At 48.0% G+C, this 14,932-nt stretch carries 18 protein-coding genes and 3 tRNA genes; 2 read left to right on the forward strand and 19 right to left on the reverse strand.

Translation table 11 applies throughout. The features are described 5' to 3' along the window. From KTQ90_RS08710 to KTQ90_RS08765, 15 genes are all read right to left on the reverse strand, one after another. On the reverse strand, positions 1-776 hold a 776-nt coding region (locus tag KTQ90_RS08710), incomplete at its 3' end, for a DUF7666 domain-containing protein (RefSeq protein ID WP_475583237.1). A gap of 1 nt (position 777) precedes the next feature. Further along, the gene (locus tag KTQ90_RS08715; protein WP_217318086.1) at positions 778-1,281 is read right to left on the reverse strand and encodes a hypothetical protein; all 504 of its coding nucleotides are present in this window, start codon (positions 1,279-1,281) and stop codon (positions 778-780) included. A 110-nt stretch (positions 1,282-1,391) separates the two neighbouring features. Further along, positions 1,392-1,517: a hypothetical protein gene (locus KTQ90_RS13875; RefSeq protein WP_302180508.1), complete on the reverse strand. Its 126-nt coding sequence runs from the start codon at positions 1,515-1,517 to the stop codon at positions 1,392-1,394. Positions 1,518-1,592: 75 nt separating this feature from the next. Beyond that, entirely contained in the window at positions 1,593-2,504 is a 912-nt protein-coding gene (locus KTQ90_RS08720; protein ID WP_217318087.1) for a DUF6291 domain-containing protein, read from the reverse strand. Between the two features lie 144 nt (positions 2,505-2,648). Then, the gene (locus KTQ90_RS08725) at positions 2,649-3,050 is read right to left on the reverse strand and encodes a DUF3127 domain-containing protein (protein WP_217318089.1); all 402 of its coding nucleotides are present in this window, start codon (positions 3,048-3,050) and stop codon (positions 2,649-2,651) included. Between the two features lie 8 nt (positions 3,051-3,058). Continuing rightward, a complete protein-coding gene (locus tag KTQ90_RS08730) occupies positions 3,059-3,748 on the reverse strand; it encodes a lambda exonuclease family protein (protein WP_217318090.1) in 690 nt (229 codons plus the stop codon). A 3-nt stretch (positions 3,749-3,751) separates the two neighbouring features. Continuing rightward, the gene (locus KTQ90_RS08735) at positions 3,752-4,396 is read right to left on the reverse strand and encodes a KilA-N domain-containing protein (protein WP_217318091.1); all 645 of its coding nucleotides are present in this window, start codon (positions 4,394-4,396) and stop codon (positions 3,752-3,754) included. Then, a complete protein-coding gene (locus tag KTQ90_RS08740; RefSeq protein ID WP_217318092.1) occupies positions 4,393-5,232 on the reverse strand; it encodes a hypothetical protein in 840 nt (279 codons plus the stop codon). Before KTQ90_RS08740 ends, KTQ90_RS08735 begins: the two co-directional genes overlap by 4 nt. A 25-nt stretch (positions 5,233-5,257) precedes the next feature. Beyond that, positions 5,258-5,695, reverse strand: coding sequence for a DUF4494 domain-containing protein (locus tag KTQ90_RS08745; RefSeq protein WP_217318093.1), 438 nt, complete (start codon positions 5,693-5,695; stop codon positions 5,258-5,260). Positions 5,696-5,717: 22 nt separating this feature from the next. Continuing rightward, positions 5,718-5,966, reverse strand: coding sequence for a hypothetical protein (locus tag KTQ90_RS08750; protein WP_217318094.1), 249 nt, complete (start codon positions 5,964-5,966; stop codon positions 5,718-5,720). Between the two features lie 11 nt (positions 5,967-5,977). Then, positions 5,978-6,100, reverse strand: coding sequence for a hypothetical protein (locus KTQ90_RS13880; protein WP_302180509.1), 123 nt, complete (start codon positions 6,098-6,100; stop codon positions 5,978-5,980). Between the two features lie 3 nt (positions 6,101-6,103). Beyond that, the gene (locus KTQ90_RS13885; RefSeq protein ID WP_302180510.1) at positions 6,104-6,226 is read right to left on the reverse strand and encodes a hypothetical protein; all 123 of its coding nucleotides are present in this window, start codon (positions 6,224-6,226) and stop codon (positions 6,104-6,106) included. A 288-nt stretch (positions 6,227-6,514) separates the two neighbouring features. Further along, a complete protein-coding gene (locus tag KTQ90_RS08755; protein WP_217318095.1) occupies positions 6,515-6,778 on the reverse strand; it encodes a hypothetical protein in 264 nt (87 codons plus the stop codon). 373 nt (positions 6,779-7,151) lie between these two features. Next, positions 7,152-7,239 (reverse strand) — tRNA-OTHER (locus KTQ90_RS08760). A 937-nt stretch (positions 7,240-8,176) separates the two neighbouring features. Continuing rightward, positions 8,177-8,374: a helix-turn-helix domain-containing protein gene (locus KTQ90_RS08765; RefSeq protein WP_217318097.1), complete on the reverse strand. Its 198-nt coding sequence runs from the start codon at positions 8,372-8,374 to the stop codon at positions 8,177-8,179. Positions 8,375-8,817: 443 nt separating this feature from the next. Here KTQ90_RS08765 and KTQ90_RS08770 point away from each other — a divergent pair, with 443 nt between their 5' ends. Continuing rightward, positions 8,818-9,330 (forward strand): helix-turn-helix domain-containing protein, encoded by a 513-nt coding sequence (locus KTQ90_RS08770; protein ID WP_217318098.1) that lies wholly within the window; start codon positions 8,818-8,820, stop codon positions 9,328-9,330. Positions 9,331-9,492: 162 nt separating this feature from the next. Here KTQ90_RS08770 and KTQ90_RS08775 read toward each other — a convergent pair. The 4 genes from KTQ90_RS08775 to KTQ90_RS08790 all read right to left on the reverse strand — a co-directional run bounded on the left by KTQ90_RS08775 (position 9,493) and on the right by KTQ90_RS08790 (position 12,348). Continuing rightward, positions 9,493-9,565 (reverse strand) — tRNA-Gly (locus tag KTQ90_RS08775). A 30-nt stretch (positions 9,566-9,595) separates the two neighbouring features. Then, positions 9,596-9,668 (reverse strand) — tRNA-Thr (locus tag KTQ90_RS08780). A 103-nt stretch (positions 9,669-9,771) separates the two neighbouring features. After that, the gene (locus KTQ90_RS08785; RefSeq protein WP_217318099.1) at positions 9,772-11,472 is read right to left on the reverse strand and encodes a PorV/PorQ family protein; all 1,701 of its coding nucleotides are present in this window, start codon (positions 11,470-11,472) and stop codon (positions 9,772-9,774) included. A 66-nt stretch (positions 11,473-11,538) separates the two neighbouring features. After that, complete coding sequence (locus KTQ90_RS08790) at positions 11,539-12,348, reverse strand: hypothetical protein (protein WP_217318101.1); 810 nt, start codon at positions 12,346-12,348, stop codon at positions 11,539-11,541. Between the two features lie 272 nt (positions 12,349-12,620). Between KTQ90_RS08790 and KTQ90_RS08795 the strand changes: the two genes are divergently transcribed. After that, entirely contained in the window at positions 12,621-14,867 is a 2,247-nt protein-coding gene (locus tag KTQ90_RS08795) for an inorganic phosphate transporter (protein WP_217318103.1), read from the forward strand. The last annotated feature ends 65 nt before the right edge of the window (positions 14,868-14,932 follow it).

The following is a 14,932-nucleotide window of genomic DNA, read 5'->3' on the forward strand; positions in this document are numbered from 1 at the left end:
TAGCCCGATGAACCAATCTGAGCGTAGTCGCCCGATGAACCAATCTTAGCGGAGTTGCCCGATGAACCAATCTTAGCGTAGTAGCCCGATGAACCAATCTGAGCGGAGTAGCCCGATGAACCAATCTTAGCGTAGTAGCCCGATGAACCAATCTTAGCGTAGTAGCCCGATGAACCAATCTTAGCGGAGTTGCCCGATGAACCAATCTTAGCGTAGTAGCCCGATGAACCAATCTTAGCGTAGTAGCCCGATGAACCAATCTTAGCGTAGTTGCCCGATGAACCAATCTGAGCGGAGTTGCCCGATGAACCAATCTGAGCGTAGTCGCCCGATGAACCAATCTGAGCGGAGTTGCCCGATGAACCAATCTGAGCGGAGTTGCCCGATGAACCAATCTTAGCGGAGTAGTCTTTATTGCAACTGTTATTTGTTTCAATCTTGGATGGCATAGTAAATTCTTTCAGCCATTCAACACCAAAATTGATGATGTCGGCAAGTTTTAGTTCTGCTTTGATTTTAATACGCGAAGAACACGTCTTTGTTGAATCGGCTTCTTTGTCCATTTTGCCGGATTGTTCCACTTCTGCGAAACGAGAGGTTAGCATATCATAATAGTCGAACACCTCCATTGGCGACTCGCAAGCGTGAAAGCCACGGTTGCAACATGCAATATTGCCGTCCATTTCGTATGTTTTGCCGACCTCGTATTGAAAACCTCGGCATTTAAAATCTTTGTCAAAGCCTTTATAGGCGATAATTTTGTTTCCGTTTGCCATATTATTGTCCTTTTTTTGTTACAATTTCCAGTGCTCCAAGCAAAGTCTTTTCGCTAATTCCGTTGCCGGATGCAACGCCATCTTCCTTGATAGAATTGAGAGCTTCTTTGAGGCATGTGGCATCAGAGGTAAGTTGTTTTATGAGGACACTCATTTTCTCGTCTACATTTCTCACATCGTCACGATTGGCGTTTACCGAGGTTAGTATCTTGACGCAACACTCCTCGATATAGTCCTTTAACGTTGCTTCGTGCTCCTTCTTTATCTCCTCGACAATAGCCGACGAAGAAATAGGGAATATGCCAAAATCGCACTTTATTCTGTCATTTGGTGTTTTTTCGTTTCGGATGCGCACATCGCGTAACTCCCTGGAACAGCTACCTATCTTTACAAGATAAACTCCTTCGCCATGTGGGTAATAGTCAAGAAAATAGCGTTCGTTCCCAGTAAAGGTTTCGCTTTCTTCAATTACACCCAAAATCGGTATTCTTACTTCTTTTTTCATGAGTTTGTTTTCTTTTGTTTCGCCAGCATACGCTTGTACGCTCTGCGTTCAGCTCGCGTCATGCCGTCTTTTTTGATTTCGTAGGCTTCTTTATCCATTGCTTCCATAGGCTAAAGTTCATTATATTCGCTATGTTTTGCGGAGCTTCCGTGAAGAAACCCGATTGTGTAGCCGATTGAGCCTACCACAAAGGCGACGTAGGCTACGAGTAATATTATTCCGGTTGTTGTTGTCATTGTCATTTTGTTTTATTGCACCATAAGTCGATTTCGATGTATGCTCCTGCCCATATCGCTTCCTCAACTGTTGCGTCAGGATGCTCGCTTAGCCATTTCTGTATTTCGTCTTTCAGTGCCATTGGTTGATGTTTTAGGAGTCCATTCTATACCGAGTCTCGCAAGTGTGCCGTCCTCGTAGGCGTTGTATGCTATCCTTGCCTGGATGCAGTTCGGGTTACTGTCCGCAGCCTTGGTAGCCGCAAGGAGGTTGTTACGTTGCTGCTCAGCGCGTGTGAACTCTATTTCCTCTCTGTGTCGTTCCGCTTCCAGACGTTCGCTTGTCAAAGCGGGTTCAGTAATCGTTACCTTCACAGCCTGCGGTTTCGGTTCGCTTGAAGCTGTAATGCCGCTCTCTACAAGCCGTGAGAAGTTTTCGGGTTTTAGTAGCCAGTTGAAGTCAGCAACCCATTTTGACGGGTTTTTGCCGTTAAGATAAGGGTCTGCGAGAGCCTTGTCAAGCACCTTCTGTAATGCCTTGTTGTCATTGTTATATTCCGCAAGTCGTTCCTCGATCAGCTTCTTGCGGTAGGGTGTGATGTTGAGCACTTTCGCCATTGAGGACTTTGTTTCATCCACACGGCGGTTCCAGTAGGCAACGAGCTTTTCGTAGTCTACCGTTGCGGTCTTTTCCTGCAATACAGGACTTGCCACATCTTTAGGCGTGCTTGTCTTGTGTGCGCTTTTGCTTTTGTTACGCTTCGCCCAACGCTTGCGTGCGTTCTCTTTGTTGCGCTCACAGCGTCTTTTGTACGAGTCGCGTTCCGCGTCCACGTCCGCCTTCAGAAAGGCGAACGCGACACGAACGGCTTGGTCAGCATCCTCGGACAACATCGTGCCGTCGGAAGCGTAAGCAAATACAGCCCTCATAAGCTCGCCAAGTTGTATGTTGGTCAGCTCCTTAAAGGCTTCCATGTTTGACAAATCGAGGGAAATTCTGTTTTTCATAACAATGACTTTTATAAAATGTACCGTAAAACCCATAGGTCTTTAGCCTATGGGTAGTTCACTTGGTTTGTAGGGCAGGAGGTGCCCTACCCTACTATGATAGCATTTAGGTTGGCTTGTGCCCACAGAACGTATTTGCGAACGTTAAAAGGGCAGTTGGTCAGTTCCTGCTGACGGTGCGGGCTGTGCTCCTGGCGCAGGTGGCTGCGGAAACAAGGTGCCAGGCTGCGGTGTCGGAGGTGGTGCCTGCTGTGCGGTCGGCTGCTGTGCCGAAGCATGGTTCACGACGTTCCATGCTCTGATTTGGTTGTACCAGCGTCCGTTGTATTCGTGAGCGTCGATGTCGATTGACACTGTGACCATATCGCCCACCTTGAGATTATACTGCTCGACACGCTCCGCGCCGAACACGTCGAAGGCTATGTTCTTCGGTGTCTGCTCGTTGGTCTGCAACACATAGGTGTTGACCTGCCACGGCTTGCCGGTTGACTGCGACGTGCCGCTCTTGGGAGGCAGGGCCGCTATGATTTTTCCTACTACGTCCATGATAATTTTTAGGATTTTGACTTGTTGATAACTTCTTCCACGAAAGCGTTCGCGAGCTTCACGCGCTCTTCAAGCAGCGCGACGTCCTCGTCGTTGCGCAGAATGGTTACGATATGTATAGGGTTCAGAAGCCACGGCGAATAGGATACAAAGTCCGTTTCCGTTGCGCCGGTGCAAGCCATCTCTGCCATCGTCTGCCAATAATATTCTGGCTTGACCTCTTTCAGTGATGCGCCGTCGTGTATCTTATCCACATACATCATGTGTGTTGCGATGTTCGGGCACTTTATTTCCAGGCACTTCAAGTCCGTGCCTCTTACGATGCCGTCGGGCGAGGCTGCGAAGTGCGGTATGGTATCGTGCTTGCAGGATGCAACCTCGAACACCTCGACATCGTTGTTGAGCTTGATGTATGTCTCTCGGGCGTACTGCTCCTGCTCAATACCGAACTGCATAGCCTTGGAGGTGAAGTTCGTCTGATGGAGATAGTCATCAAACACATCATCGTCGTTGAGGAAGTCGGGGTTAAACAGACGTTCTGCGGCTACCTTGTACATATAGCTCTTTGCCGTTTCGGACCACACCTCATCCTTCTTGCGACCCGACTTCATAAGATTGTGAACTTCGGAACCTGTGAAATTTCCGAAGCGACTGCGAAACCATGAGATTTCGCGCTGATTGCCTTCTGTACTTATCATATCTTAGAAGTATTTGTTCTGAAACTTGCGTCTCAAATAATTAGCGACATCTTCTGGGGTTCTAAGAAAGCCTTCATTGACGAGCATTGCAACCTGTTTCTCAAGTTCAAAATACTCTTTCTGCTTTTCCTCTGTACCATACTCGTTGCGGAGCTGATGTTCGTGATGCCCTGCGACTATATAATTAATCCCCTTGCCAAGAATGGGCATGTAACGTTTCATCTGATGCGGTGTACAGATTTTGCTCATGGCAGAAGATAGCTGTTTATAAGCGTCGCCTGCCTCATTGCGATATGTAAGCATTTGGTCTGAAACGAATTTTAAGACTTTGACTTTGAAGTGTGGATTTAACCACATGGCAAAATCTATAAACAATAACGGATGCCCCCAAGTTCCACCACCACGATCGAGACGAGCCTTTGATTTTACATAGGGGGATTTGTCCACATGTAGATTTTCCTCGTCTGCAAGAGCTTTTACAAACTCCTGGGTTGCTTTATTTTCAAAATAGTCTTTTAACTCTTTCTTGGTTCCCATCTTTAGGTTCCAGTTGTTAAGCAACCCTGTAAGACAGAAATATCCGTCTTTCGTCCGCTGCTCAACGGTAAAGTCGGCAAGCGGACGTTTCATTATTTGGTTTGTAATCATGCCTTAGCCTCCTTCTTTGCAGCGTTGGCCACTGCGGTTTCAGCTGCTTTGGCTGCGACATTCTTCTTGTTTTCTTCCTTGCGGTACGGCTTCATAAGCTCTTCGACGGTTGTGTCGCCATCTACAAGCGACTGCTGAACACCGCGTAGGAGAACAATCTGTTCAGCCTTGATTTGGTTGACGGTCTGCTTTCCGCAAATCATTACAACCTCCTCTTCCGTGATGCCGTACTCGTCCTTGAAGTAGTCAATACACTTCTTGCGTGTAGCAATCAACTTGTCGTTGTCAGAGAGGTCGCCGGTGATGCAGTGCTGCGCCGCCTGATACACCTTGTCAGTAACAGCCTTCGGGATAACGGCGAACACAGCATTGCGGTATGCGATAGCGTTTGCTGCATTACCTGTAACGGTAATCATATCATCCGAATATCTCTTGCCACTGCTGCCTACGATTGAACGACGAACCTCGAAAGCGGTCGCCACATTGTTTTCCAAGTCCCAACATGTACCACGACTGATAACCTGCTTGTCGGTAATCTGAACAACCTTTGCTTCGGCACGGATATTTCCCCAGTTGGATACGATTAACTTAGCCAGATGCACGCTCGGGCCGGTGATAGGCTTGCCGCCGCGAGTGAGGGCGTAACCGCAGCTCTGCGCTGTATTTACATCCATAGTCGCCATAGCGATTGAGTTGTTGATGCTTCGTGTGACGTTTCTCGGATATTGCTTTGCCGTTGCCACTTGCGAGTCTACGTTGGCACGCTCTACTGCGTCCAACTGAACGATGTTCTGATCATGCTGCACTTGCAGCACTTCGTATTCGTTATTTTCCATTTGTTATGCTGTTTTTAAAATCATGTTACTTCTCGAACACATCGAGTATCTTTGTCTCTACGAGGCGGTTGATTTCGTATTCTATTGCCGTATTGAAAAACGCATCTACGACATATCGGCGTGCCGTTTCGATGTTTTTCGCCTGAACGAGATAGTTTTCGTTGTGTTTCTTTTCCTTGCCGGTGCGCTCGTCAAGCGTAATTATTGTGACGGTTGCACGGAAGAACTTGTCATCGTCTTCGACCCCGGAGAAAAACACCTCTCTGTACGGAGCGATTGCGATTTTCTTCACATCGAACTCGCCCGAGCAATACGGTTCCATCTCCTCTATAATTCTCTGCTCCGCTTCTGCAAAGCTCAATGCGTCCACGGCGTATGCTTCCGTAGCGATATTGTTTTCGTCACCCTTTGAACGCTCGTAGCGTACCGTGGTCTCGTACCACACTGCTGTTCTTGATCTCATTGCCTTATGTTTTTAGAATTAGTTACTGATACTTGAAGAAGATAAACCCGAACGCATTTTCATGTATTCGGTTGATACCGAGGTTCCTGTCAATAGCAAGGCAGTATTTCACCAGGTCACACGCTTTCGTGTGCGGCATCTTGATGAACGTCTTGTGCTTCTCTCGGAGTTCCTTAATCTTCTGTATGTGCAGCTCTGCTCGTGTACGAGACTCTGCACTTGCGCCCGACTCTCGTTCTCGGATGCGCTCATATACTTCGCTTATGTTCATTCCTTATGTTTTTATTCATGCCGCCATTCCCACTGGCAGCAGCAATAGTTTGACTTCGGGTCTCGCTTCGGGTCTTTGCACATCTCGGGCCAGTTGCCCCAGATGCAATCATGGCATCCTTTTGTTCTACCCATGAGCTACATCTCCTTTTTCGTGTTATTGTCGTCACAGTCAACGAGGTACTCGACCGCAGCCTGGGTGACTGCTGCGAATACGACGAGCAAAAGAACTATGATGACCGATGAAAATATAATTCCCATAATATTCAGTCGTTTTAAAAATAGAGGGATTGCAGGGATTTCAACCCTGCTCGGTGTGTTTTGCTCCCAGAGGCTCGGTACATGACAGGCTTGAATTGTTACAAACATAGATGAAAAGAACCCGTCACTCCTTGCTTGCAGCGTTCATGGCTTACAGGTGCCAATGACGCAATCCCAACTTGTTACCGAACAAGTTTAATCAAAAATCAAAAAAGTTTTCAAAACGGCAGGATTCGCACCTGCAAGCCGTCCTTGTCGGCTTGGTTTTAATGGTTAATATATGAAGAACTAATTTCGCACTTGCTCAAACGTCAGTCCGCAGGATTTCGTGTAGTAGTCTTCCTTGCCGGAACGTTTCGTTTGTTCGTCGTAATAGAGCGTGAACCTGCCACCCACCTCAATGTCACGGAAGTAGTTGCGCATATTCACCAGGTACCATATCGCCTTGTACGCCTTGGTGGGTCGCGTCGCAATGCGCAATTTTGTCTTCTGAGGCATCCCCGACATTACACGGAACCGCTCCATCATCCATGTGCGCTTTTTCGTTTCCATGCTCTTTCGTTTGACCTCGAGATTTGTCTTGATTGTGTTTGCGATACAACCCCGTGTCTTTTCGAGTATCCTGGCTTTCGTCTCGTCCGTCTGCTGGAGGTTCAGTTTTTTCACCCAGTACCAGACCGAGCCGCTGCAAACGCCGTGTCTTGCGGCTATCTCTCCGGCGGAAGAATACGGATATTCCCGAATTGTTATTTCTTTCAGCCTTCCTTTGTGGCTGTAGATGTTCGTTTGCTTCACGTTAGTTTCTTTTTAGTTAAAAAAACAATGCGTGCTATCCTCACGAACGGCACACACAACTACTCTTTGAATGATTGAAATTATCAGTTACATATTCACTAACCAATATTAAAAAAGAATTAGAAAGCAGGAGGAGAGACTGGAATCGAACCAGTATCATAGTCCCGGAACTCGTATAAGGTTCCGAGGACTTCGCCTTACCATTCGCGCACTCTCCTCTTTGATTATATAATATGACAAACACTAAATAAAGTCTCTGTCTATTGTTTTCCGCACCTTTATAGACCTTTTGCGGTGCACCGTCTTGCACGCTCAACGTGCAGCCTACTGCGTTCCTTTTCGCTTTGCCTGTGCCGGCAATTCAGAGTCCGGCATGGTTCATTCTATCCGCTTTCACGGCTTTCGCTACGTCAGGAGATGCTTTAGCAGGTCTTTCGTTACTCAGCATCCTTGATGCGGCGGTCTTGGATTGTCAGTCTCGCGCCGTCCTATATGCCTTTCTTCTGTGTGTCAACAAATCAAAGAACGTCTTTACTTTGTGGTCGGAAGCGGAGCGACCCGCAAGAACTTTCCGAGGCTCGGGCATTAGGAATTTATTCAGCAAATGGCATCATCCAGAATATTTAAAGCTTAAAAACAGACAACTGCGCCCTATCCATAGTTCTCAGCACTTCCAATCGTGCGTTCCGACCTTGTTAAACCCGCTTGTCTTCGCAGATTTGCGGGGAATTTTATCAAATAATAACAATAAATTTAAATCAACTACAAACTGTTTTCCACCAAAAACAATAACAACAAATTCAAGTCGCGGAGGCGGTTACGACACCTGCATCTTGTGGGGTTAACTGCTTATTTAACTTACGACTGACTAATTATGAGCGATTCTATCTATTAACCCTATGAAAGAAATCTGACCCACACGTGCTTACCTTTGCACCACTCCGCGTTGTTTGAAAACCCTGCGACCACCTCGCGACGACCGCAGGTTTCGTTTCACGCTTGAAACATGTTTGTTTGATAATTAATTTGACAATTAAATTATAACCTATGTGTGATAATACTTCTAAGTGCAGAAAAACCGTCTCACGACGAAGCGATTAAAATATCGCCGAAACAAAAGTTTTTAAAACCATTATTATGAATGTACTATTAACTCTAACATACTCTATTTTTCTCGATGAGCCTGTCAATGTCGCGCTTGCGGTAGAGCACCGTATTGCCGACCTTAAAGAACGGGATACGTCCGCTTGAACGGAGGTTTTTGAGAAAGTCCATGCCCACGCCGAGGTACGCTTGCGCCTCCTTGTTCGAGAGCCATATCTTCTCAATCTGTGTTACTGTCGCCTGTTTCATAATCTTTCTTGCTTTAAGTTTGGTTTATGTTGTGACGGCAGTACCGTCCGTTACCAGCGTCTGACGTATCCGAGTTCATGTGCTCGTTTGCGGATGAGGTTCTGAATGTCCGAGTCACATTCCCATTGCAGGGCGCGTCGGACTGTTGCGACCCCTACTCCGCAGTCCTTTGCCAACAGAATTTGGCATCCCTGTCGAAGTTTTATTCTTTTTCTCTTTGCCATCTCGACTATAATTGCTACATTTGCATATTAAACATATATTGAGCGTTTTGCGAGCTGATTGGGTTTGTTTCGCTGCGCTCTGTCAACGATTGCAAAGGTAGTAAAAATTACCATACAATTACCAACTTGGTAAATAAAAGTTTATGAGTTTAACTTTCTTTTACAGATTAATCGTTGCCAATTAACAAATATGCGGTTTAAATTAACACTTTGGTAATTATGACAACAAATTCGACAACTGAAAGGGTTAAGGTCTTGATTAAACAAGTCGGACTAAAGCAGGGTGATTTTGCCGAACGATGCGGCATCACACCTCAAAGTTTTAGCCGTGCCATTAAAAACGGCTTTTCGGTAGAATACCTTATGCGTATCGCTAACACCTTCAAGGCTAACTACAAGTGGCTTTACAACGGCATCGGCGAGATGTTTGCCGAAGAAAAGGCAATCGGCAAGGCGCAGTTCGCCGCCTTCAACCAGATGCTTGACGCAAATTCAAGCCCTGTGTCGCAAAATGTCATCAGCGGCGATAACTATCAAGGCACGCAGACGATAAACGCAGCAGAGGGCAAAATAACGGCATTAGAGCAAAAGATTGAAGCATTGACACAACTGCTTGCAGAAAAAGACAAGCTGATAGCAAGTCAGCAGGCGTGGCTTGCCGATAAGGACAAGCTAATAACCAGGCAGGAGGCGGAAATAGCCGAACTTCGGGAACGCCTCAAGAAGAACTGACCCGTGGGACTCGCCCCACAAAGAGTCCCACATACCGCCCCACACGACACCCTAAAACACCCCAAACCACCACTTTGGGGTTTGGGGCAACAAAAAAAGGAGGCTCAAAAAGAACCTCCTTACTATACTAAAACCACTGATTTTCAGCACTTTATAATCAAGAGCGGCAAGCGGGGTTCGAACCCGTGACCTCTGGCTTGGGAAGCGAGTGCTCTACCAACTGAGCTATTGCCGCATACCACTCTATCACACATCAAAAACAAAGAGCCGATACCCGGACTCGAACCGGGGACCCACGCATTACGAATGCGTTGCTCTACCAACTGAGCCATATCGGCCTCTGCTTTTTGTTGAAATGCGATGCAAAGGTATTGTTTTTTTTCCTATGCTGCAAATTTATAGCGTCTTTTTTTTGGTAAAAAGTATCAAGCAAGCGCTATATCAAAACTTATAACCGAGTGTAAGCAGCACCTGATGGCGGTTGTCTGTCACCTTCTTACCATCGCAGAAGTTATCGTATCCTGCGTCGTATTTCGTCTTGTCGCCACCAACGGCAGCCAAGTCCGAATAGCTCATAAACGGGAAGAATTCGCCTTCTGTGCGACTGTACTGATAAGCCAGGTCTACAGAGAACTTCTTGTATGCGTAACCGATACCGGCAGTAACGCGGTCGGTAGCTTTCCAATTGGTGTAATCGGTCGTAGAGCTGTAGTAGTTGCTGTAAGAGTTGAGAGTTCCGTCCTTATATCCGTTCTTGTTGTACATTGGCGACACATAGTTGTAGCCTAAGCGCAAAGCAACATTGCGTGTCGGCTTGTACTCAGCGCCAATCTTCAACGTAGAAACACCCTTGAGCACGCTCTTTATATTGTTCTTCATTGCCTCGTCGCGCGAAGTCTCCTCATAATAGTTGCCCCAATAATCGTACGAACCGCCATCGTTTACGCGGATGTCACAATAAGAGTAGTCGGCATACTCGTATGTAGCGCCCAAAGCCAGGTAGTTGCCTACGGTATAGCCAAGGCTGCCGCCGAAGCGCCAAGGAGTATAGAACTTATAGTCGTATCTGCCGCTTGTCGACTGGTTGCCCTTGCCGTATCCTTCTGCGAGGTTGCTGAGTAGGGTCGTTCGATTCTCAGTCTTCAAGTCGTACCAAGTCGGAGTGTGCAGATACAAGCCCACACGGAACGGCGACTCTTCAATCGGGCGGAAGATGACGCCAGCCTTAACGTCGAAACCCGAACCGCTGATAGTGCGCTCGTCGGCAATGGTGACGTCGCCGATAGCCTTCTGCGCACTATTCACGAGATTCTCCTTGTATACAGAAGCCGAACGATAGTTTACATCATACATTCCGAACGTCAAGCCCCAATAGAAGCGATCCTTTGAGTTGCCGCTGAGATTGAAGTTGTACTCGCCGATGTAACCACTCGAACCGCGTCTGAAGTCGTAGCCCGTAGCGTCATAATAGGCAGCACGCGGATTGCCCGAAGCGTCGAGCGCTCCGTTAGCGTCGCCAAGATAGTAGCCACCCTTATAACCATTGGCGTTCATACCGATAAGCTTGCTATTCTTGCCGCCAAGCAAAGCGTTGCTATAAAGGTAGTCTACCTGGTTGTACGCAAGGTCGGGATAGTCATTGCTACCCCATTGGCTTGTCAATTCGCCGTTATGGTCCTCAAGACGATAGTAGTCGTTGTAGTTCTTCATGCTCGAAACCTTGTTCTGCGAAGCACCGTTGAGTCTACCTGCTGCCGTAACAATCTGGTTGAAGTTGCGACTCTTTGTGTAGCTTGCGCCGAAGTTGACATACGAATGTCTGCCCGAACGCATCACATATACAAAGCCCACATGGTCGAAACTTGCCTTTGTTTTGTCCTTGCCGATATCCTTTGTGCCCGACAGACTGTTGAAACCGAACGAACCGGTAATCATGCTGCGGCGGAACAGACCCACGCCTGCAGGGTTGGTGTTCATGGTTGTGATATCGGCGCCGAGAGCCTCCATCGCACCACCCATACCTACGTAGCGTGCCGTACCGTTAAGATCCTTTGTCGCAAGTTGTGCGTTGTCGTATGTCTCTTGAGACATTGCCGCAACGCCGAGCATTGCGAACGAGAAGGCTGTTAAAATCTTTTTCATTGCTGTATTATTAAATTAATAATGTGACGAGAAAACTATATTGTGATGGAATGGCTTCCACCTTTATTATCTTCTACTGCCGAAACCGCCACGGCTACCACCGCCGAAGCCACCACCGCCGCGATTGCCTCCACCGAAGCCGCCTCCGCCGAAGCTCCCACGATTGCTGCCGAAACCGTTGTTGCGATATTGCGGCTGAGCATAGTCGGGACGACGATTGAACTGCTGGTTCTGATTGCGGTTGTTGTCGAAGCGCGAGTTGTTGCGTGTCGAGTTGCGCTGTCCGTATGTATTGCGCTGGTTGCGTGTCGTGGTGTTGCGATTGCCGAATCGTGAGCCGCTGCCGAAACCGCCCGAAGTGAAGTTGCGTGACGGGTTTGGTCTGCCGCGATAAGAGTAGTGAACGTATGGAACGCCCCATCCCCAGTAAGGATAGTTCCAGCCCCAACAATCGTAGTACCATGGATTGTACCACGGATTATACCACGAATAGTACCACGGACTATACCACGAATTGTAGCCGTACCAGCGCCAATACCATGACGAGCGATACGGCGAATACCAGCCATAAGAACCATACCAGAACGGATCGTCCCAGTAACTATATAGCGACGGACAATAGAAGTCGTCGAAACGCTGCATACGGCGCGAGCATACGAACTCGTCGTCAGCGCCATCGAAATAGCGTGCCGAGTCTGACATCATCATTGTAGTCGAGTCGAGCGCCGAAAGGTCGTACGTACCGTCACCCTTTTCAAACTCTATCACGTCTTTGCTTTGCTTTTTCGGAACAAAGTACATGTCGTCATCATCCTGAGCCACCATCGGGAGTGACATTATCCCGACAATTGCTGCCAATAACAATCTGCGTATCATATTAGTATATATTTAAGTTCTACGTTAACAGGTCTCCGTTTAGGATACCTACACTTTTTCAACTACAAAATTAATGCGAATTATTATATAAGTATAGGGATTTTGCCTAAAAAGCATTAGGAGTTTCCCTATTTTATGTTTTTTTTGCAATGTCTGCCACTATCCGACTGACAGTTTTTGCGGGTTGTAACCGGATTGTAACATGTGTTTAAACACGGTGTAATACGTAGCGAGTAATTTTGCACCATGAAAAAACCAAAGTAAATATATAAATGGAAACAATTTATTTAGCGATTGTGGTCTTTCTGCTATGTCTGGCAGTATTCGACCTTTTTGTTGGAGTAAGTAACGACGCCGTCAACTTCCTTAACAGCGCCATCGGAGCTAAGGTGGCGAAGTTCCGCACGGTGCTCATCGTTGCTTCGGCAGGTGTGGCAATTGGCGCCGTAATGTCCTCGGGTATGATGGACGTGGCACGACACGGCATTATGCAACCTGCCAATTTCTCGTTCTACGACGTAATGACCGTCTTCCTTGCCGTAATGGTTACAGACGTTATCGTGCTCGACATGTTCAACACGCTCGGCATGCCGACCTCTACTACTGTTTCGCTCGTGTTCGAGTTGCTTGGCGGTACGTTCGTGCTTGCAGCTATCAAGATTGCAGCCGACCCGACGCTCGGCTTTGCCGACCTGCTTAACACGGACAAGGCGTTGAGCGTGATTGTCGCCATCTTCGTGAGTGTGGCTATCGCCTTCTTCTTCGGTATGATTGTGCAATGGCTCTCACGTATAGTGTTCACTTTTAATTATAAGAAACACTCGCGCTACTCTATCGCACTCTTCGGCGGTATCGCCTTCACAGCTCTCTCCTACTTCATCTTCCTTAAAGGCTTGGGCAAGAGCCGCTTCATTGCAGAGGACGTTCGTACATGGATTGACAGCAACATCTCGTTACTGTTGCTCTACACGTTCGTAGGCTCAACTATCATGATGCAGGTTCTGCACATGCTGCGCGTCAACGTGTTCAAGTTCGTTGTGCTCATGGGTACATTCGCTCTTGCTATGGCTTTCGCCGGCAACGACCTTGTGAACTTCATCGGTGTGCCTCTCGCCGGCATGGACTCGTTCCGCGACTATATAGCTAACAGCAACGGCCTTGACGCAAGAGACTATATGATGACTTCGCTCATGGAGTCGGCACAGACACCTCCGTTCTTCCTGCTTGCAGCCGGCGTTATCATGATTGTGGCTATGGCTACATCTAAGAAGGCGCGCAACGTGATAAAGACCAGCGTCGACCTTAGCCGTCAGGACGAAGGCGACGAGATGTTCGGTTCGAGCCGTGCGGCACGCAGCATCGTCCGCGTCACTCAGGACGGCAATAGCAGGGTAATGCAGTACATGCCGAAGTCTGTGTCGCGCTGGATTGACAGCCGCTTCAACAAGCAGGAGGCGGAGCTTAACGACGGAGCCGCATTCGACGTAGTGCGTGCAGCCATCAACCTCGTGCTCGCATCTATGCTCATCACTATCGGTACCAACTACAAGTTGCCGCTTTCTACAACATACGTAACATTCATGGTAGCCATGGGTTCTTCACTCGCCGACCGCGCTTGGAGCCGCGAGAGTGCCGTATTCCGTGTGACTGGTGTAATCAGCGTAATCGGCGGTTGGTTCATCACCGCAGCCGTAGCCTTTGGAGCCTGCGCCCTTGTCTGCCTGATAATGTTCTACGGCGGCATACTCGCCAAGATTCTGTTCATGGTGCTCGTAGTTGCGCTGCTCATCAAGAGCAACCGCAAGTATGCAAGCAAGGAGAAAGAGGGCGAGAAGGAGGATGTGTTCCGCCTGATGATGCGCACCCGCGACCCGGAGATTGTGCTCGACCTGCTCATGAAGCACGTATCGCGTACACAGAGTTTCATGACACGCTTCGCCATCGACGAGTTCAACAATATTATCGACGGTTTGGAGAACGAGCGCACACGCACTCTGCGCAAGGTGAACAACGAACTTAGAAAAGAGAAGGAGATGTTGAAGAAGTTCCGCCGCCAGGAGTTGCTCGCCTTGAAGCGAGTTCCTACGGATATCGCGATAGAACGCAACACATGGTTCCACCTTGGCATCAACTCTTCTGAGCAGTACATCTACTGCCTGCGCCGTATCCTCGACCCGATTAAGGAGCATGTGGACAACAACTTCAACCCTGTTCCGCAACTATACATCGACGAGTTCCGCCCGCTACGCGCCACTATCAACGACCTTATGCAGCAGACCGAAACACAGATCTCTACCTGCCGCTTCGAGCACTATCGCGACACGCTCGCTTTGGCCGACAAGTGCAAGGACGAACTCTCAGTAGTGCGTAAGCGTCACATCGACCGCATCACGGAGATGAAGGACAACAACCTGCTGCAGATATCGCTCGTATACCTCAACCTCCTGCAGGAGAGTCAGCAGCTGCTCAGTAACATGCGCCACCAGCTGAGAGCAGCCAAGAAATTCATGGAGAACTAAACTCAACTTCCATAGTAACTGATCAATTGAAAAGACCCTGCCAAACGCTATTGGCAGGGTCTTTC

The sequence above is a fragment of the Leyella stercorea genome, from assembly GCF_019052365.1.
GTDB lineage: Bacteria > Bacteroidota > Bacteroidia > Bacteroidales > Bacteroidaceae > Prevotella.